Annotated in this window: 17 protein-coding genes; 14 read left to right on the plus strand and 3 right to left on the minus strand. The window is 34.0% G+C overall.

Going from position 1 to position 19,479, the window contains the following annotated elements; genetic code table 11:
* Window positions 1-9 precede the first annotated feature (9 nt).
* The 10 genes from P8M54_RS05215 to P8M54_RS05260 all read left to right on the plus strand — a co-directional run bounded on the left by P8M54_RS05215 (window position 10) and on the right by P8M54_RS05260 (window position 13,084).
* Window positions 10-1,398, plus strand: coding sequence for a hypothetical protein (locus P8M54_RS05215; RefSeq protein ID WP_300285918.1), 1,389 nt, complete (start codon window positions 10-12; stop codon window positions 1,396-1,398).
* A complete protein-coding gene (locus P8M54_RS05220; protein ID WP_300285920.1) occupies window positions 1,398-2,885 on the plus strand; it encodes an O-antigen ligase family protein in 1,488 nt (495 codons plus the stop codon). Before P8M54_RS05215 ends, P8M54_RS05220 begins: the two co-directional genes overlap by 1 nt.
* A 40-nt stretch (window positions 2,886-2,925) precedes the next feature.
* The gene (locus P8M54_RS05225) at window positions 2,926-3,864 is read left to right on the plus strand and encodes a phosphoribosyltransferase family protein (protein WP_300285922.1); all 939 of its coding nucleotides are present in this window, start codon (window positions 2,926-2,928) and stop codon (window positions 3,862-3,864) included.
* A gap of 49 nt (window positions 3,865-3,913) precedes the next feature.
* Window positions 3,914-5,116, plus strand: a complete 1,203-nt coding sequence (locus P8M54_RS05230; RefSeq protein ID WP_300285924.1) for a glycosyltransferase — start codon at window positions 3,914-3,916, stop codon at window positions 5,114-5,116.
* 4 nt (window positions 5,117-5,120) lie between these two features.
* Complete coding sequence (locus P8M54_RS05235) at window positions 5,121-6,212, plus strand: acyltransferase (RefSeq protein ID WP_300285927.1); 1,092 nt, start codon at window positions 5,121-5,123, stop codon at window positions 6,210-6,212.
* Entirely contained in the window at window positions 6,209-7,372 is a 1,164-nt protein-coding gene (locus P8M54_RS05240; RefSeq protein WP_300285928.1) for a glycosyltransferase family 1 protein, read from the plus strand. The genes P8M54_RS05235 and P8M54_RS05240 overlap by 4 nt, the downstream gene beginning before the upstream one ends.
* A 3-nt stretch (window positions 7,373-7,375) precedes the next feature.
* On the plus strand, window positions 7,376-8,587 hold the full coding sequence (locus P8M54_RS05245) for a glycosyltransferase (protein ID WP_300285930.1): 1,212 nt from the start codon (window positions 7,376-7,378) through the stop codon (window positions 8,585-8,587).
* Between the two features lie 5 nt (window positions 8,588-8,592).
* Complete coding sequence (locus P8M54_RS05250; RefSeq protein WP_300285932.1) at window positions 8,593-9,783, plus strand: glycosyltransferase family 2 protein; 1,191 nt, start codon at window positions 8,593-8,595, stop codon at window positions 9,781-9,783.
* A gap of 78 nt (window positions 9,784-9,861) precedes the next feature.
* Window positions 9,862-10,911 carry a YncE family protein gene (locus tag P8M54_RS05255; RefSeq protein ID WP_300285934.1) on the plus strand — a complete coding sequence of 350 codons (1,050 nt, stop codon included), beginning with the start codon at window positions 9,862-9,864 and terminating at the stop codon, window positions 10,909-10,911.
* 181 nt (window positions 10,912-11,092) lie between these two features.
* Complete coding sequence (locus P8M54_RS05260) at window positions 11,093-13,084, plus strand: LruC domain-containing protein (RefSeq protein WP_300285936.1); 1,992 nt, start codon at window positions 11,093-11,095, stop codon at window positions 13,082-13,084.
* A gap of 124 nt (window positions 13,085-13,208) precedes the next feature.
* Here the strand turns inward: P8M54_RS05260 and P8M54_RS05265 are convergent, their stop codons facing one another.
* The 3 genes from P8M54_RS05265 to P8M54_RS05275 all read right to left on the minus strand — a co-directional run bounded on the left by P8M54_RS05265 (window position 13,209) and on the right by P8M54_RS05275 (window position 15,677).
* A complete protein-coding gene (locus P8M54_RS05265; RefSeq protein WP_300285939.1) occupies window positions 13,209-13,862 on the minus strand; it encodes an HD domain-containing protein in 654 nt (217 codons plus the stop codon).
* Between the two features lie 83 nt (window positions 13,863-13,945).
* Window positions 13,946-14,932 (minus strand): acyl-ACP desaturase, encoded by a 987-nt coding sequence (locus P8M54_RS05270; RefSeq protein WP_300285941.1) that lies wholly within the window; start codon window positions 14,930-14,932, stop codon window positions 13,946-13,948.
* Window positions 14,933-14,942: 10 nt separating this feature from the next.
* On the minus strand, window positions 14,943-15,677 hold the full coding sequence (locus tag P8M54_RS05275) for a lysophospholipid acyltransferase family protein (RefSeq protein ID WP_300285943.1): 735 nt from the start codon (window positions 15,675-15,677) through the stop codon (window positions 14,943-14,945).
* Between the two features lie 125 nt (window positions 15,678-15,802).
* Here P8M54_RS05275 and rnpA point away from each other — a divergent pair, with 125 nt between their 5' ends.
* From rnpA to P8M54_RS05295, 4 genes are read left to right on the plus strand one after another with little or no spacing between them, the layout of a single operon-like run.
* Complete coding sequence (gene rnpA / locus P8M54_RS05280; RefSeq protein ID WP_300285945.1) at window positions 15,803-16,186, plus strand: ribonuclease P protein component; 384 nt, start codon at window positions 15,803-15,805, stop codon at window positions 16,184-16,186.
* A 42-nt stretch (window positions 16,187-16,228) separates the two neighbouring features.
* On the plus strand, window positions 16,229-17,035 hold the full coding sequence (locus P8M54_RS05285; RefSeq protein WP_300285947.1) for a DUF4349 domain-containing protein: 807 nt from the start codon (window positions 16,229-16,231) through the stop codon (window positions 17,033-17,035).
* Window positions 17,035-18,672, plus strand: a complete 1,638-nt coding sequence (locus P8M54_RS05290) for a S41 family peptidase (RefSeq protein ID WP_300285949.1) — start codon at window positions 17,035-17,037, stop codon at window positions 18,670-18,672. The genes P8M54_RS05285 and P8M54_RS05290 overlap by 1 nt, the downstream gene beginning before the upstream one ends.
* Window positions 18,672-19,478: an OmpA family protein gene (locus P8M54_RS05295; protein WP_300285951.1), complete on the plus strand. Its 807-nt coding sequence runs from the start codon at window positions 18,672-18,674 to the stop codon at window positions 19,476-19,478. Before P8M54_RS05290 ends, P8M54_RS05295 begins: the two co-directional genes overlap by 1 nt.
* Window position 19,479 lies beyond the last annotated feature (1 nt).

A 19,479-nucleotide genomic window follows, 5' to 3' on the forward strand; every position in this document is an offset into this window, starting at 1 on the left:
AATTTGTAAATGAAAATACTAAAAAAAATAGTGCGTGAGGACAACTTCCTCTCCTTAACTGGAAACGTGGTGATCGCCATTTTGGGAATTGGGGGATTTGCCCTACTTGCTAGAAGCCTATCATTAGACGTATTTGGTGAATGGGTACTATTTATTGCGGCAGGTTCATTTGTTGAAATGTTCCGTTTTGGTATTACGAATACCGGTTTAATACGATACTTGTCGGGAGCTGACGGTTCCTATAGAATAAAACTAATTGGTTCGAATGCACTAATAAGTTTAGGTGCAACGGTGCTTGTAGCTCTTATACTGATCGCTTGTAAAATACTATTCCCTGAGGCGATTACAAACTCCGGTTACAATATGTTTTTTACTTGGTATCCCTTGCTCGCTTTCCTAAACCTACCTTGGAACATCGCTCTAGTAGTATTGCAGGCTGATAGAAAGTATATGCAAATTCTAGTCTTAAAAGCAATTAATAGTGGCGCTTTTTTTTTAGTTATACTTTTTCACTTTATAGCCGTAACACTGAGCTTGAGTAAATTAGTTATTGCATTGATAATTGTTAATGCGGCAACTTCAATTATTAGTATGATTCTAGGATGGGACGGTATACTCTTAATCAAGAAAGCAAGTGCCGAGACAAATAAAGAGCTACTGCATTTTGGTAAATACACCACCTTTACATTAATAGGGACAAATTTATTGCGAAGTGTTGATACTTTAATTATTAGTTTAAGTCCCTTAGGAAGCGCTGCAGTGGCCTTGTACAGCATTCCTTTGAAGCTAACCGAACTGCAACAAATACCTCTTAGGAGTTTTGTAGCAACTGCCTTTCCTAAAATGTCAAAAGCGAGCTTACTAAATCAAATTGACGAAGTAAAAAGTTTGTTTTATGTGTACTCAGGTGCCTTAACTTACCTTTTTGTGGGAATCAGTATAGTCACATTTGTATTTGCTGAGTTTTTTGTGATTGTTATAAGCGGCCATAAATACTTAGTCACTGATCCAGTTACAGGTTTTAATGTAGTCGATATCGTTAGAGTGTTTTCTATTTATGGATTGTTATTACCAATTGATAGAATGACGGGCGTAGGCTTAGATAGCATAAACCGACCTAAAATTAATGCTATCAAAGTTTTTGTTATGCTGCTAGCAAACGTTATTGGAGATTTAGTCGCCATTTTCGTCTTCAAATCATTAATTATGGTCGCCATTGCCTCTATCCTTTTTACTATTGTTGGTATATGGATGGGAATGTATTTTCTAGATAAAGAACTTTCGTTATCATACAAATCAATATTTACAAAAGGCGTCTTATTTTATATCTCACTTTTAAATAAACTAACGAATAATCGATACAAACGATTAGTCAAAATACAAAACAGTTCTAAATAATGAGTACAAACAATAACATAAATCCTTTTGAAAACTATTCAGGATCAATGAACTTATCCAGACCTGGGTATTTATTATTGCTTTTTGGTTTCCTTTCTGTTATTGGTTTACTGGTTGTTAAACTCGGGATTATTGGAATTATATTAGTGTTCGCGCTACTATTTGGTTCTGTTTTTTTATATTATTTATTCTGTTATCCAATAATTGGTTTTTACACCGCCATCGCTTTAAATTTCATGCTCCTAGGCATAGGAAGATATATTAAAGGGTTGCCTTTAGGTTTTGGTATAGATGGCATACTTGTTTTGACTTACATTGCTTTGTTCATGAATAAGTTTAAGAAAAAAATAGATTGGACTCCTGCAAAAAAGGACATTACGTTCTTATGCATTATATGGTTTGCCTATTCCCTATTTGAAATCATTAATCCCGAAGCCAGAAGCATACAAGCTTGGATTTCAGGACGTGGTATTGCTTTTTACCCACTGCTTTTTGTGCCATTGACTCTTATGTTTATTGATAGTAGCAAAAAATTACAAATGTTTTTCTACATCTGGGGTATATTCTCACTATTGGGAACGTTAAAAGGGATAATGCAAATGACTATGGGCGTTGACTTTGCAGAGCAAGAATGGCTAAATGAGGGAAGTTATAAAACACATATTCTCTTTGGTAAATTAAGGGTTTTTTCTTTCTATAGCGACGCAGGACAATTTGGAGCTAATCAAGGTTATACCGGCGTTGTGTTTTTGATATATGCCATGTCACAAAGTAAAATTTTATCTAAGTTATTTTTCATCTTTGTTGGTCTTTTGGGAATCTATGGAATGGTTATCTCAGGCACAAGAGGTGCATTAGCTGTCCCTATAGTTGGTTTTATGACCTATTTTATTTTAAGTAAAAACGTAAAAGTAATTATAACAGGTGTCGCTTTTTTAGCAATTGTTTTTATTTTCTTCAAATACACAACTATCGCTCAAGGTAATGCACAAGTACGAAGGATGCGAACGGCCTTTGACCCTAACGACGCCTCATTACAAGTTAGACTTGATAACCAAAAAATACTGAAAAACTATTTATCATCAAGGCCCTTTGGAGGAGGAATTGGACATGGAGGTACAAAAGCACAAAAATATTTGCCTAATGCCTTCTTATCGAATGTAGCTACCGATAGCTGGTATGTATTGATTTGGGTCGAGGAAGGAATTGTGGGCTTACTGCTTCATTTAGGAATTTTATTTTATGTAATGATAAAAGCGAGTCTCATTGTCATGTTTAAAATCAAGGATCCTGTTTTAAAATATAAAATGTCCGCTCTAATAGCCGGAATGGCCGGAATCATGGTAGCCTCCTATGGTAATGCTGTATTAGGACAAATGCCCACAGCACTATTAATTTATGCAACAATGGCGATCATCTTAAATACAGATGTATTTGAAAAAGAAAATGAACAATCAGCAAACCTACTAAACCATTCAAAACATTAAAAGCTTTCAAAACTGATCCTAAACTCTTAAACTAAATACTATGAATTATAGAAACATTAAAAATTTAAATGATATTATACTTCAAAAATTAAGTATTATTCCTCGCGACTTCGATCTAATTGTTGGTGTGCCAAGAAGCGGTATGTTACCTGCAAATTTACTGTCCTTGTACCTCAACAGGCCTTATACCGATATTGATTCTTTTTTAAATGGACATATCTATAAAGCCGGAGCTCGCTCCCAGTTTTTCGATTCCGGCGAACATAAAAAAGTTTTAATTGTCGATGATAGTATCGCATCTGGATCCGCAATGATTGAGGTAAAAGAAAGTTTAAAGCATCTTGAAGATAAATTTGATTTAAAGTATTGTGCTATTTATGTAATTCCTGGAAAAGAAAAAATGGTTGACTACTTTTTTGAGATAGTTACTTTACCTAGGTATTTTCAATGGAATATTTTAAATCATACTACTCTGGAAAAAGCTTGCTTTGATATTGATGGAGTACTTTGTGCAGACCCTTTGCCAGAACAAAATGATGATGGAGAAAAATACATCGATTTTATTTTGAATGCGCCACCCTTATTTATTCCTGGAAGTAAAATAGGAACCATAGTAACCTCTAGATTAGAAAAATATCGCAAACAAACCGAAACGTGGTTGGAAGCTAATAATATCAAATATAATGATTTAGTCATGCTCGATTTACCTACTATGGAAGCTAGGCAACGTGCTAACAATCATGGGGACCATAAGGCAAAAGCATATATGGCTAAACCTTATGTTTTATTTATCGAAAGTGAATTAAATCAAGCAATTGAAATTAATAGAATATCTAAAAAACCTGTGTTATGTACAGCTAATTTTGAGATGATATTTGAATCTGAATCTTTCATGTACAATCTAAAGAGCGGAAAACACTTGCCATTCCTTAGAAAATATGCTTTAAAGGTGAGAGATAAAATTAGAAAACTGAAATAGCATTTATGCTAAACCTTCCCATTAATCAACTTAACCCCAAACCTCAATTATGCTACTATATACCATCATACAAACTGTTTTACTGTGCCTGCTTGGTTTGGCGACTTTATATATTTTAGTGTTTTCGATTGCAAGCTTATTTTACAAACAAAAAATATATGCTGACAATGGCAACCTTAAAAAAATTGCAGTACTTGTCCCAGGGTATAAGGAGGACGGAGTGATTATAGAAGTCGCCACGTTAGCGCTACAGCAAGAATATCCTGCTAATTTATACGATGTAGTAATCATAGCCGACTCGTTTCAAGAAGAAACAATTGCAGCTTTAAAATCCTTGCCTATAAAAGTAATTGAGGTTAGTTTTGAAAAAAGCACAAAATCAAAAGCTTTAAACAAAGCCATGGCAGCGTTAGATAGAGACTATGATATAGCCGTAGTACTTGATGCCGATAATGTGATGGCTAAAGATTTTTTGAAAAAAATAAATGCTGCTTTTGAATATGATTTTATTGCGGTACAAGGGCATCGAACTGCAAAAAACACCAATAATTCTTGGGCAATACTTGACGCAATCAGTGAAGAGATAAACAATAATATTTTTAGAAAAGGACATCGTGTTTTAGGTTTGTCATCTGCGATAATAGGGTCAGGCATGGCCTTTAGATATAATTATTTCAAGACACTGATGTCAACTGTGACTGCGGTAGGCGGTTTTGATAAAGAAATAGAGCTAAAAATGCTAAAAGAAGGCCGTAAAATAGTTTATCTAGATGACGCAGTGGTTTATGATGAAAAAATACAAAAATCGGAAGTTTTTGGAAACCAACGCCGCAGATGGTTGTCAGCACAAATACACTATTTCAAAAAAGACATTCTAACTGCCACTAAACATTTAGTACTTAAAGGCAATGTCGATTATTTTGATAAAGCAATTCAATTTATTCAACCACCCCGAATCTTACTTTTAGGTGCAGTAATCCTTTGTAGTGGTGCTTTTATCTTGATTAATTACTTTGTAGGCAATCAAAGCTCTTTAACTTCATATTGGATACTATTGGTCGTGGCATGCGTTATGTCATTTGTTTTTTCAGTTCCAAGATCATTTTACAATTTAAAAACTGTAAATGCTTTGGCTCGTTTGCCAAAAGGAATGTTCATGATGTTACTTTCGCTACTAAAAATAAAAGGAGCTAACAAAACATTTATTCACACACAGCACACTTCTACATCAAAAGAAATAAATTCTAAATAACTAAATGAAAAACAAAGAAATAGAAAAACTAGAGGCCATTCGTGGTTTTTGTGCACTCTATGTGGTGTTTTTTCACTTGTTACCTCAAAAAATTATTGTTTTGGGTATCAATGTGGGGTTTCTATTTCGTTTTGGCTCTGAAGCTGTGATTATGTTTTTCATATTGAGTGGTTTTGTAGTCAAATATTCATGGGAGAAAGCGGCAGACAAGTCATTTAAGAACTATTTTTTTCGACGTTTTACTCGAATATACATTCCATTATTCTTCATTTTTTTATTGGCCTATGGTATAAAAAGTTACTCTGAAGGTGGATGGGCAAATCCAGATTGGAACACTCTTTTAGGTAATATTTTTATGCTTCAAGATGTCATTTCACTAAAACCAAATGTAATTTCAGCAGTCTATATGGGAAATGGTGTGCTTTGGTCACTATCTTATGAGTGGTGGTTTTATATGCTTTTTATCCTTTTATCTAAAAAGGTATCTGAATCTAAAATCAATCTTTGGGTCACTATCTTAACGATTACTGCAACGGTATCTTACCTGACATATCCTTTCTTTTTAAATAGAATTGTAATGTATTTTGCTATTTGGTGGACCGGTGTGCGATTAGCCTCTATTTACCTCAACGGAGCCGCCTATAGCTTTAAATCAATCCAAACGCATAGTTATGTGCTAGCTGTTATAATTGGGCTATTAGGGCTTAATCTCTATTTGAATTTTGAATACACCAAAATTTATGATTATCCACTAGTAGCATACCCATTTATAGAATTACGCAATTTTATTTTTGCATTTATAGCCTTGTTTGCAGCTTTGATATGGAACCACTTTAATTGGTTTTTATTTACACGCCTATTTGGAGTTTTCAAATATTTTGCCCCATTATCTTATGTTATGTACATTTCGCACCACTACTTAGTTATTGAAGCAAGTTACCTTCGTTTTTTAAATAATAAGATTATCGAATACACCCTTTACATTATTTTGATGTTTGTGTTTTCTTACTTGTTAGAAATCGTGGTGTATACTAAAATAAAAAACAGCCTTACAATTCGTTTTTTTAATCAACCAATAAAAAAAATAGCATCATGAAAATAGGAATTGAAGGACAAAGACTTTTTCGAAAAAAGAAACACGGAATGGACATGGTTGCTTTAGAGCTTATAAAGAACCTTCAGGATCTTGATCATGAAAACCAATACTTCATTTTTGTAAAACCAGATGAAGATCGATCTGTGCTTAAAGAGACAGCAAATTTTAAAATTATAGAATTAAATGGTGGTCCCTACCCTACTTGGGAGCAAATAGCACTTCCTAACGCAGCCAAAAAATATGGCTGTGACGTGTTGCATTGTACTAGTAATACTGCTCCATTTTTCTCCAGTGTTCCTTTAATTACCATACTTCATGATATTATATACATGGAAAGTAGCTTCTTGAAAATCGTAACGAGCAGTGCGAGTACCTATCAAAAATTTGGAAATATATACAGGAAACTTCTCGTGCCACTGGTTGTGAAAAAAAGTAAAAAGGTTATTACCGTATCACACTTTGAAAAAAACCGAATTGGAGAATTTTTTAAAATAAAGGGTAGTTCTAAACTTGACGCCATTTATAACGGCGTGAGCGAACATTTTATGCCCATAACTGATAGAGACGAATTATTAAGAGTCAAAAACAAGTATAATTTACCTGAAAACTACTTTTTCTTCCTAGGAAATACTGACCCAAAAAAAAACACTAAAGGAACATTAAAGGCCTTTTCTGACTTTTTAAAGCAGACAAAATCAAACCATAAATTAGTCATGCTTGATTATGACAAGACAGAGCTAAGTAAGATTTTAGTTGACATAAAGGATCCCGAACTAATTAATCATATTGTATTAACTGGTTACGTAGTTAATACTGATTTGCCTGCTATTTATTCTCAATGCGATATCTTTTTATATCCGTCACTACGCGAAAGTTTTGGTATTCCCATGCTCGAAGCTATGTCTTGTAATGTACCTGTTATCACATCAAATACCTCATCTATGCCAGAAATTGCAGCTGATGCGGCTCATATCATAAACCCATTAAATCCAGAAGAGATAACTACTGGACTTATGGAGATTTTAAATAATGATGCCTATAAAAAATCACTTTGTGAAAAAGGATTAGAAAGAAGTAAACAGTTTTCTTGGAGAAATATGGCAAAAGACTATTTAAAACTGTACGAGCAAATTCATGCTGAACATTCTATAAAACACTAAATCATGATCGAAGGGAAAAACATCATTTGTATATCGCAAACAACGTGGCATGGTGAATTCACTAAGTCAACGGTACAATTGTTATCACTCTTAGCAGAAAAAAACACAATTGTTTTTGTCGAATACCCTTTCACAATTAAAGATGTTGTCATGTCTTTACTTGGAAAACAAAAAGCACAAGTAGCACGAATGTTAGGCTTAAAAAACAGAATCAAAAATGAAATAACAGACACTGGTGCAGTTGTAAAACATTTGGTCATGCCTCCTGTTTTACCCGTAGACTTCATTTCTAGTGAATCATTATTTAAAAAAATATTTTCTATTAACACCTTTATCTATCGCAGCCAACTCCGTAAAACTATTAAAGACTTAAAATTAGTTGACCCCATAATACTAACGGCTTACAACCCCATGTATGGTCTACCCATGATCAATAAATTACACGAGTATTTAAATATTTACTATTGTTATGATGGAATGGATACACAAAGACACAAATCGAGAATTTACAATATTGAAAAACAATTTTGTAAAAAAGTAGACACAATTATAACCACATCTGATTATTTGAATGCTGAAAAGAAAAAATTAAATCCACAAAGCTATGTGGTTAAAAATGGTGTCGATTTTAAGTTGTTTGTTCCTTTCGCAAAAACCATGATAACAGCTGTAGATGTAGTCAAAAAAGTGGGCTACATTGGGACCTTAGATTTTCGTTTTGATATTGATACTATGGAATATGCCATTAAGGAATTGCCTGAAGTCCTATTTGAATTTACAGGTTATTTACTAAACAATGAAATTCAGGAGCGTTTATCACCCTATAAAAATGTAACATTCTTTACCTCAGTTAAAGCACATGAAGTACCTAAACTACTTTCAAAATATGATTTAGGTATTATTCCCTATAAAATGAACGAAGTAAATCGCAATATTTATCCTTTAAAAATTAATGAATATTTAGCCGTTGGGGTGCCTGTAGTAATGACTGCTTTTGCTGATTTGACTGATTTTAAAGCCATAGTTAAAGCTGCTGTAAATAAAGAACTTTTCAAAATCTATATCGAAGAAGAATTAAAAAATGATAGCAAACATTTAATTCAAGAGCGAATCGAATTTGCTAAACGTAATTCATGGGAAAATAGAGCCTCAGCATTTAGCGATATAATTGAAAAATCTATAGAAGCAAAATATCCTTCTAAAACTTTAAAATAAAAACCATGACTACACTAAAAATTATATTTTGGATTTTCTTATTTATCATAGTGTATACATATGTTGGATATGGAATTTTATTATTTGCAATCATCAAAGTAAGGAGGTTTTTTAATATTGGTGGGGAGATTAAAATAGATTATTCCTATGAACCTGAAGTAACTTTGTTTATTGCCGCTTATAATGAAAAAGATTATGTGGCTGCAAAAATGAAAAACTCATTAGAACTAGAATATCCAAAAGAGAAATTAAATATCATTTGGGTGACTGACGGATCTGATGATGGAACACCTGATTTATTACAAAATTACCCAAATACAACCGTTCATCACTTGAATGAACGAAACGGTAAAATTGGTGCAATGAATAGAGGAATTGCATTTGTAACTACTCCTATTGTAATTTTTAGTGACGCTAATACTAACTTAGGAAAAGAATCTGTAAGACGAATTGTCAATTTATTTAGTAGTCCAAAAGTAGGTTGCGTTTCTGGGGAAAAGCGAATTGTAGATCGAGAAAGTGATGTGGCTTCAGGTGCTGGTGAGGGTATTTACTGGAAATATGAATCGGCCTTGAAAAAATGGGATGCTGAATTGTATTCAGTTGTTGGTGCTGCAGGAGAATTGTTTGCAATTAGAACTGCTTTATATCGCCACGTAGAGAAAGACACCCTTTTAGATGACTTTATCATTTCATTACGCGTTGCTCAAGAGGGTTACATCATACAATATGACCCTCAAGCCTACGCCATCGAAACTGCGTCAGCAAACGTAAAGGAAGAACTGAAACGCAAAATTAGAATATCGGCAGGAGGAATTCAATCTATTGTGAGATTACGTTCTCTTTTAAACATTTTTAAATATGGAACGCTCTCTTTTCAATACATTTCACATCGTGTATTGCGTTGGAGCTTGACACCAGTCTGTTTGCTACTATTAATCCCTGTTTTGACTGTCATTGCATTAAGCGAAGGCATCATGTCATTAGGTTTATATTCTACTCTATTTTGGTTGCAGTTCCTTTTTTATGCCGCTGCGCTACTAGGTTGGTTTTTAGAAAACAGAAAAACCCGAGTTAAAATTTTATTTGTGCCGTATTATTTCTTTATCATGAATTTATCCGTTGTATTGGGGTTTTTTAGATATATGAAAAATTCACAATCTGTGAACTGGGAACGTTCAAAAAGAGCGGCATAATTGGTAAAAAAATCAATGAATTATTAGAAACAACAAAGCTGTAATTTCATTAAAAAACATTTGTTTGTTTAAGACACAATGAAGAAAATAAAATACATACTGTACGGACTGATTATGATTGCCCTGACAATTATCCTTATCGGATTTATTGTAAGATATCCGTCGTATACTATTCAAACTACCGGTAAATTATATATTATCAATAAAAAAAGTGAAGACGTAACCGTTTTTGATTTATATAGCGGTAAAGAGCTAGCAACTGTTGCTATTAATATAGAATCGCACGGAGCAGCAAAAGTAATGGGACAAGATAAAATTGCAATTGCTAATTACAATACAACTAAGGACAGAGACATTAGCATTTGCATTCTCAACACAAAAACCAATACAGTTGACAAAACGATTGCTCTTACAGCAGACGCTCTTGGTTTAGATGGAGTCATCGCATTACCGCAACCAAACCAAATTGCTATAATGAGCAGCGTAAGTAATACTTTTTTAAGCGTAGATATGAAGTCTAACACAATAGAGAACAAAATACCTACACTACAAAAAAAGAGTCATCACATCGCGCTACATTCTGGTCAGCCTATAGCCTATATTACCAACATTGAATCAGGCACTATTAGCGTTATCGATTATGCCACTAGTCAAATTATCGAAACTATTTACTGTGGCAAAGGCACGCAGAGTATTGACATAACAGCTGATGGATCCGAAATTTGGGTTACGAACACTAATGAAAATACGGTTAGTATTATCAATGCTAGAAAAAATAAACTAGTCAAGAAATTACGAACTGGCAAGGAACCTATGGGCTTAAAATTTTCTGTCGATGGACGCTATTGCCTAGTTACTAATTTAAAAGATGGATCGATCTCTGTTTTTAACCGACTATCTAAAAAAGAAATAAAAAGAATTCCTATTCATGGTAAAAATACAGTCCTTGAGAGGACACTGTACCATACTCCAAGACCTGTTAACATTATAATGCATCCTAACGGGTTGTATGCTTTCATTGCAAATTCAAATGCCAATAAAATTGAAATAATTGATATGAAAACATTCACAATCGTTAGTACTATTGGAACTGGTAATGTTCCTGATGCCATGGTATTTGTACCGTAAAAAATATCATGTGAGTGTTGATCTATCAAAATTTAACAATAGAAAATAAACCATCCAACTATAGAAAATCACCAAATAACGACGGTAAATTAGCATTTAACTAATAATCCCCTAATAAAAACGATAAACTATTAAATTTGACAATAGTAAAAAAACTTAGAAACCTTAAAAAAATATCAAGATGAAATCCCAAATCATTAACTACGCAAAAAATTTATGTTTTTTACTGCTTTTAAACGCTTGTAGCGCACCCGAAGTGCAAAACGATCCAGTAAGTAGCGATTCAGATATTATTATTACTAATAAATCTTTTGACTTCAGCACCTACCGTCAAGTGAAAATCACGATCAATGACAGCGAAAAATTCACTAAGTATGATGTATATGCCTACACTGCCGACCCCTATTTTGCAGGAAATCAAACCTTCTTAAACCAGTCTGATGAAATTGTAACTGAACCTGTTTATCGCAATGATATTCTAAATAAATTAATATTTACTGGGGTTCCCGTGAATGGGGTCTTAACCCAAATCATCAATGTCCCTAAATACTGCACCCAATTGTATATTAGAAGAAACAATAATCTCAACTTCTCCTCTTCTGTAGTCTCAATAAATAATGGTGCTGTTAATTATACTTATGCCAAAACTCCTTCAACAAGAAAGTCAACCGCTACAACACTAGTTAATGATTATCTATTTTGTGTGAATAGCTCAGCCGAGTTATTTCAGGTAAATCCATTAAACGGCCAATTAACCTATTTGTCAGATATGCCAATGGGAAGCGTAACTTGCGCCGTTGATCAAGCTAATAAATGTGTATATTCTATTGGAAACAAGAGTCCGTATCCTCTAATGAAATATTCTATTCCTACTAATACATGGACAACGGTAAAAAATTTAGGAATAAGCGGCCCAAGACTTGATTTTAATACAAGCGATGGGTTGTTGTATTTTTCTAATCAAGACAAAATTTATACTATCAACCCTACCACGGGCGCTCTAAGTGCCGCTAGAACTATTGTAGGACTGCACAACGCCAATGGAGGTGATCTAGCTTTCGCCAAAGATGGAACGTTATTTTTATGTACATTTTCAGGATTATATAGATTGCAATTAGATCAAGCCAACGTATATCAAAGCACACGAATAAGTGCTGATAACCTACCTTTTCAACCTACATCAATGACGTTTGATTCAAAAGAAGAGCTTTGGCTTGCTAACAATGCCTCCAGCTCCGACTTAATAATTATGGATACCCAAACTGGTGGTTGGAAGTATGTTTTTGGAATTAGCGCCAATAATAATTCTGATTATAAACGTACAATTAATGATTTGGCAACTTTTAGAGTATACACAACAGTTGATACCGCAGTTGATACCGATGGAGATGGAATACAAGATCAAGATGATGCTTTCCCTTTAGATCCTGCAGTAGCTTTTGAGTTGTTTACACCAAGTAAATATGGTACGGGTACTATTGCTTTTGAGGATTTATGGCCTTCCTATGGCGATTACGATTTTAATGATGTTGCTTTAAATTATCAAGTAATTGTAAAACTAAACTCCCAAAATTTAGCTGTACAAATGGATATAATTTGTCGCGTAAAAGCTAATGGAGCTGGATTCACAAATGGTATTGGAATCGAAATACCCAACTTGTCACCTTCAAAAATAAAAAGTGTTACTGGAACAGTTTTAACTGAAAATTATATTACGGTCAATGCAAATGGTACAGAAGCAAACCAACAAAATGCTGTTTTTATCTTAACAGACTCAGCGCGTAATTTACTTACTGAACGAACTATATCTATTACATTTACACTTCCTATTAGTACATCTGATCTTGGTATAGCGCCTTTTAATCCATTTATAATCGCTAACAAAGAGCGAAAAAAAGAAATTCATTTACCTTATGCAAAGCCAACTTCTCTGGGAGAAAGAATAGCGCAAGTAAGTGGTGCGAACCGCGATAAGAGTGGCAATTATGTTTCAGATAAAGGCATGCCATGGGCTATTAGTTTTATCCATGATTTTAAAGTTCCTAAGGAAAAAATTAAAATATCAGATGCTTACAACTTCTTTATACAATGGGCTAATTCAGGTGGAACTGTATATAACGATTGGTACAAAGACAATCCAGGCAACCGAAACAATGATAAAATTCAAGATTAATGTTTTATAAAAAATTAATTTAAAGCTATATAGTTTATAATTACAAAGACCTAATTTTATTTGTAAGGCATACCGCGCTTACAGATAAAATTAGGTCTTTTGTCTTTGTAGTTTAAAAAAGTGCTTACTTCTCACCCTCCCATTCGGCATAAAATTGCGAGAGAAAGCCCTCCATATAGCGGTGTCGCTCCTGTCCGATTTTTTTTCCCGTAACCGTATTCATTTTCTCTTTTAACAACAATAGTTTTTCGTAAAAGTGATTAATTGTTGGTGCATTGTTAGTTTTATATTCCTCCTTAGTCATTGACGTGTTGGGCGCGATATTAGGGTCGTACAGCGCTCTATTTTTAAAACCGCCATAATTAAACGCTCGAGCAATACCAATGGCTCCTATCGCATCTAAACGATCCGCATCTTGCACGATATCTAATTCTATCGAACTAAAGTCACGTGCTACTTTCCCACCCTTAAAAGAGATATTTTCAATAATTTTAATCACGTGATCAATAACTTCATTATCGATAGCAATCGACTCTAAAAAGGTTCTAGCGGTTTTAGGGCCAATGGTTTCATCTCCGTTATGAAATTTACTATCAGCGATATCATGTAGTAATGCCGCTAATTGTACTATTGTTGTGTCACATTGCTCTTCAGCACCAATTAGTAAGGCGTTTTTATATACCCGTTCTATATGGAACCAATCATGGCCTCCTTCGGCTCCTGCCAATTGTTCTTTTACAAAAGCAATTGTTTTTACGATACTATCTGTCTGTTGCATTTTTAAAGACTTTAAAAAAAATGTTGATTCTCAAAGCTTTCACTTTAAAAATCAACATCTATATTATTTGAATTGGTAGAAACTTACAATCTTGCTGGCTCTACCCATTTGAAAATATGAGTTTCTTGCGGTATAACGATTCTTTCAGAGATTCTAGCCATTCTTGCTGGTAACTTCATCAAGTAATCACGCGCTTTCTCAGCTTCATCTGTTAATCCGCCAATCTTATCAATTTCCCATTTGCTGATTAGCTTTTGCATAATCTCCACATAATCATTGGCAGTATACACCCCAATACGTTGTGCAGAATCAGAAAACAACTCAAAAGCCGAACTAATTTTAGCTCCTGACTCTCTCAAGAAGTGTGCTGGCATCACAATTTTAGCTTTCATCATGTACTGGAAAGCTAGCATCATTTCGCTTGGATCAATTTTGAAAATTTGGTTAACAAATTCACTGTAAGCATGATGATGACGCATCTCGTCACCAGCAATCATTTTACACATTTTAGCTAATTTTTTATCGCCATAACTTTTAGCTAATTGCGAAACTCTGTTATGAGAGACATAAGTAGCTAATTCTTGAAAACTAGTGTATATAAAGTTCTTGTAAGGATCTCTACCGGTACCAATATCGAAACCATCATTGATTAAGTGTTGTGTCGTCATTTCGACTTCACGCATATTCACACGACCTGACAAATACAAGTACTTATTTAAAAGATCACCATGACGATTTTCTTCCCCTGTCCATTGGCGCACCCATTGTGCCCAACCGTTACGTTCCAAATTATCGACACCTTCAACCTCCATCAACCAGTTCTCATAGGTTGGCAACGCTTCCTCAGTAATCATATCACCTACCATCGCTACCCAAAAATCATAAGGTAAGTCTTTAGATATTTCACGTAATTCTTTAACTTCTTCTAAAAAGTTATCACTTTCAGAATTAGGTAAAAAATCAGATGGCTGCCATATTTCTTCAACAGGTATTAAATACTGATCCACATAGCTTGATACGTTTTTTTCCAAAAACTGCATTACTTCTAAACGAATGTTTTTTATTGACATTTTATATTTATTAAAATTTTATTCCTTCTACAACGGCCTTTTCAGCCTTTTCAATTAAATCCTCAAAATCATATTCACTCACCTTTAAAGGCTTATGCATTACAAAAGTAAGCCGATTTCCTAAACCAAGTGGAAAAAAACCAAATTTAACCATTTTCCAACTATTGTTTATGCTTACAGGAACGACATAAGCCGAGGGTGCTGCCTTGCATAAAATCTTTAATCCAGTTTGAGAAAATGCCTTTGGTTGACCCGTTTTACTTCTCGTTCCTTCCGGGAAAATTACAGCCGAACGGTTGTTAGCCTCAATATAATCACCCAACTTTTTAATCTCAGGAATGGCTTGTTTAGGGTCTTTTCTATCAATTAATGCGGAACCTCCATGACGTAGGTTGTAAGAAACACTTGGTATTCCTTTACCTAACTCCTTCTTACTAACAAATTTACAATGAAAACGGCGTAAAAACCAAATCATGGCGATGATATCATACATACTTTGATGATTACTTACAAAAATAATTGGGACCCCTTTAGGAATAGCCTCTACGTTACTAAATTTATAAGTAGTTCCCACAATATTAGTACATCGCACTAAGAAAAAATTCAAATAATCAACACTTTTTTTATGTGCTTGATATCCAAAAAATCTAAAACACACCCACTGAATTGGGTGAAAAATCACTAGCGTAAGTCCAAAACACAAATAGTAGATAATGGAAATAGGATACGAAATTAGTTTTTGCATTCTTTAAAAAATTAGCCCCAAAAGTAACAAATAATTTTTTAGTGCTAATTAATTGGCAAATAATAATAGATTTATCGTTTAATTGTACCTTTGTCCCCCTTAATCATTGTTCACTACCTCATCAAATGAATTTCACTTATCCAAAAAACGAAAAACTCAAAAGTAAAATCAGCATTGGATTATTATTCACCGAGGGTAAGTCAGTTTCTAAATACCCCTTGCGACTCGTTTACCATTGCAGTTCCGATAATGAGGGCGAGAAAATAAAAATGGGCGTTTCTGTTTCTAAAAAAAACTTCAAAAAAGCAGTCGATCGCAACTATTTCAAACGCGTATTGCGCGAAACGTACCGACTCAACAAACACCTACTACTTGATGCAATTGACAAACCGCATTGCTTCATGTTGTTCTATCAAACCAAAGACCGTTTATCGTACGAGGAAATCAATACAAAAACAATCCAACTCTTTGAGAAGTTTATTGCTCAAACCACAAAAAAAGAAGAGTAGCAAACCAATTTTTTGTATTTTTAGCAGGTAAAAAACGGTTCGATGAAGCTAAAAGTCCTTTTAATAATTTTTCTATCTTGCTGCATTAGCTGTAAAAAAGCTGATGAAAGTCTAGATTCTAAAACTCAATCCATTGTACTACCTGCAAAAATAAAAGTGGATCCGTCTAAAACCGACGGGAGCCAATCCATTGAACAAAAGATAATCAAAGAGGCCAACTTGCGTTTTGAAACATCAGAACTAGAAAGCACTTACAACCAAATTGTAACTAATACCAAAGAAGCAGGCGGCACAATTCAAAATGATTCAGAAGGAAAAGACTACGGTTCCATCTACAAAAAATTAATAATTCGCGTTCCCAACCAAAACTTTGATGTCTTTATAAAAAACATCTCTAAAGGAGTCGCATACTTCGAAAACAAAGAGATAACGGCTCAAGACGTAACAGCAGAATACATTGATATTGATGCTCGAATTAAAGCTAAAAAATCACTTGAAAATAGATACATTGAGCTCTTAAATAAAGCAAACAAAGTATCAGAAATGCTAGAAATCGAAAAAGAACTGGCTACAATTAGAGAAGAGATTGAGGCGAAGCAAGGAGAATTGAACTACTTACAAAGCAGAATATCAGAAAGTACAATAACCATCTATTTTTATAAAAATGTGGCTGCTGATGGCGGTGTAACAAATTCTTATGGCTCTAAAATATGGAATGCCATAACATCAGGTTTCAATTCCTTATCTAGCTTTTTAATCGCTTTATTATCAATTTGGCCATTCTTAATCATTTTAACTACTATTATTTATTTCATCAGAAAAAAAATAAAACAAAAAAATAAAAACTAATGCGTTCCTTCATCAAAAAAAAATACCTCATCCCCGTTGCTGCCTCTGCATTCCTATTTGTAGGTGCTAGTTTTAAAAATGACTTTTTTGAAATAGCCAAGCAAATAGAGATTTTCACGACCTTATTCAAAGAAGTAAACAACAACTATGTCGATGAATCCAACCCCGGAGAATTAATGGACAAAGCCATCAAAGGCATGCTTGCTAGCCTTGATCCTTACACTGTATACTTTAATGAGCAGGATGTGCTGCGTTTTAAAATTAATAATACAGGAGAATATACAGGAGTAGGAGCATTGATTTCACAAAAAGACGGACAACTACTCATTCGTGAAGTTTATAAGAACTTCCCTGCTGATAAAGCGGGATTAAAACCGGGTGATTTAATTACGCAAATTGGGGATGTTCCTATCACTGATTTAAAAGAAGATGCCTCTCAATTACTTAAAGGAGTTAAGAACACTAAAATTGCACTACAATTTCTTCGCCAAGGCAAGCAAAAAACAGCCGAGATTATCCTTGATGAAGTAGGCATTAAATCGGTTCCTTTTTACGCTAAAATCGATGATAAAACAGGCTATATCGTCCTTGCTCGATTCAATCAAAAAGCATCTAATGAAATGAAGCAAGCATTGGAGGACTTAAAAAACCAAGGAGCGGAGCGTATTGTGTTAGATTTACGTGGCAATCCAGGTGGTTTATTAAACGAAGCGGTGAATATTTGTAATTTATTTGTTCCAAAAAACGAAATTATAGTAACGACCAAGTCCCAACACGAAAAATACAATAACACTTATAAAACTCAAAACGAACCTGTTGACACTCAAATTCCGTTAGTTATTATTGTAAATGATAGAAGCGCATCGGCTTCGGAAATTGTATCGGGCGCATTGCAGGATTTGGATAGAGCGGTGATTGTAGGAAGTCGCAGTTTTGGTAAAGGTTTGGTTCAAAAACCAATAGACTTAACGTACAGCACCCAATTAAAAGTCACGATTTCTCGTTACTATACTCCTTCGGGACGTTGTATACAAGCATTAGATTATGCTAAAAAAGATAAAAATGGAGTAGCCACACGTACGCAAGAAAAAAATTATAATGCCTATAAAACCCGAAAAGGAAGAATCGTTTATGACGGTGGTGGAATTTTACCTGATGTGCAGCTAGATGAAACTAAATTAAGTGTTATTGCCAATGCGTTAGAAAAAAATGATGCGATTTTTGACTATGTTACTAATTACTACTACAAAAACGCAAACTTAGGCAATCAAATACCCAATTTTTCGGCAGCTGACTATCAAGACTTCAAGCAATTCATTAAAGCTCCTAAATACGCCTTTGAAACCGAAACAGAACTAGCCTTAAAAAACACTTTGGCTGTTGCCAAAAAAGAAAAATTAGACGAAAGCATTACTGCAGAATATCAGCAGTTGCTTACTGCTTTGCAAAAAAGTGAAGCTACTCAACTCGATAAAAACCAGCAAGAAATTAAAAACATCATTGTAGATGCGATTATAAAACGGTTCCAATACGAGGAAGGTTTTTATCAATATTATCTGAAAACCAATTCAGAGATTAAAAAATCAGTTAGCATTTTAAACAACCCTACAGAATATAAAACGATTCTAAAAAATTAATGTGCAAGCACTGCTACATATTATTTCTCCTCTTCTTTTTGGGCTTAAACGCTCAGGACAAAAAAATAAAGACGGTCTATTTTGAATTTGACAAATATTCATTAGATGCTGATCAAGAAAAATTAATATGGGATTTTGTGATACAATCAGACACTACTCGTATCGAATCCCTACAAATTTATGGCTATTGCGATGATCGTGGAGACAATGATTACAACTACAAATTATCTGAAAACAGAGTTAATACCGTCAAACAGATACTGACGGCAAATGGTTTTAATAAAAACAAAATAGTGATTATTGAAGGTAAAGGAAGGGTGCTTTTAACAAATAATCCATTTGAAAATCTAACCGAGATTCGCTCAAAAAACAGGCGTGTAGATATTTTAATTGTCCGAAAAAACAGTTTTGGAAAAGGAATTTACACCTCCTTTCAAGACAAACATGAAGTGGGAGATCGCATCTTTCTTGAAAACATTCTTTTTAATTTAGGAAGCAGTCAACTAACTCCAGCCTCCCAACAAGAGCTAGACAAGATTGTTAAATTGTTAGAAAAAAACAAAACCATTGAATTCGAAATTATTGGTCATGTTTGCTGTACCCCCACTTATTATCGAGATGCTATTGATCGTGCAACTAATGAACGGAAACTGTCTGTCAACAGAGCTAAAACCGTGTTTAGATACTTGATTAATAAGCAAATTAATAGTTTACGAATGTCTTATAAAGGTGTAGGTAATCGATTCCCACTTGGCAAAGGAGAAGATTTTGACCGCAGAGTAGAGTTTTTAATAACTAAAAAATAAC

Origin of the sequence: Flavobacterium sp. (genome assembly GCF_029242675.1) — a bacterium.
Lineage (GTDB): Bacteria > Bacteroidota > Bacteroidia > Flavobacteriales > Flavobacteriaceae > Flavobacterium.

Coding starts and splice junctions, on each gene's coding strand:
- P8M54_RS05215 (WP_300285918.1), top strand. CDS start 10: ATGAAAATACTAAAAAAAATAGTGCGTGAGGACAACTTCCTCTCCTTA.
- P8M54_RS05220 (WP_300285920.1), top strand. CDS start 1,398: ATGAGTACAAACAATAACATAAATCCTTTTGAAAACTATTCAGGATCA.
- P8M54_RS05225 (WP_300285922.1), top strand. CDS start 2,926: ATGAATTATAGAAACATTAAAAATTTAAATGATATTATACTTCAAAAA.
- P8M54_RS05230 (WP_300285924.1), top strand. CDS start 3,914: ATGCTACTATATACCATCATACAAACTGTTTTACTGTGCCTGCTTGGT.
- P8M54_RS05235 (WP_300285927.1), top strand. CDS start 5,121: ATGAAAAACAAAGAAATAGAAAAACTAGAGGCCATTCGTGGTTTTTGT.
- P8M54_RS05240 (WP_300285928.1), top strand. CDS start 6,209: ATGAAAATAGGAATTGAAGGACAAAGACTTTTTCGAAAAAAGAAACAC.
- P8M54_RS05245 (WP_300285930.1), top strand. CDS start 7,376: ATGATCGAAGGGAAAAACATCATTTGTATATCGCAAACAACGTGGCAT.
- P8M54_RS05250 (WP_300285932.1), top strand. CDS start 8,593: ATGACTACACTAAAAATTATATTTTGGATTTTCTTATTTATCATAGTG.
- P8M54_RS05255 (WP_300285934.1), top strand. CDS start 9,862: ATGAAGAAAATAAAATACATACTGTACGGACTGATTATGATTGCCCTG.
- P8M54_RS05260 (WP_300285936.1), top strand. CDS start 11,093: ATGAAATCCCAAATCATTAACTACGCAAAAAATTTATGTTTTTTACTG.
- P8M54_RS05265 (WP_300285939.1), bottom strand. CDS start 13,862: ATGCAACAGACAGATAGTATCGTAAAAACAATTGCTTTTGTAAAAGAA.
- P8M54_RS05270 (WP_300285941.1), bottom strand. CDS start 14,932: ATGTCAATAAAAAACATTCGTTTAGAAGTAATGCAGTTTTTGGAAAAA.
- P8M54_RS05275 (WP_300285943.1), bottom strand. CDS start 15,677: ATGCAAAAACTAATTTCGTATCCTATTTCCATTATCTACTATTTGTGT.
- rnpA (WP_300285945.1), top strand. CDS start 15,803: ATGAATTTCACTTATCCAAAAAACGAAAAACTCAAAAGTAAAATCAGC.
- P8M54_RS05285 (WP_300285947.1), top strand. CDS start 16,229: ATGAAGCTAAAAGTCCTTTTAATAATTTTTCTATCTTGCTGCATTAGC.
- P8M54_RS05290 (WP_300285949.1), top strand. CDS start 17,035: ATGCGTTCCTTCATCAAAAAAAAATACCTCATCCCCGTTGCTGCCTCT.
- P8M54_RS05295 (WP_300285951.1), top strand. CDS start 18,672: ATGTGCAAGCACTGCTACATATTATTTCTCCTCTTCTTTTTGGGCTTA.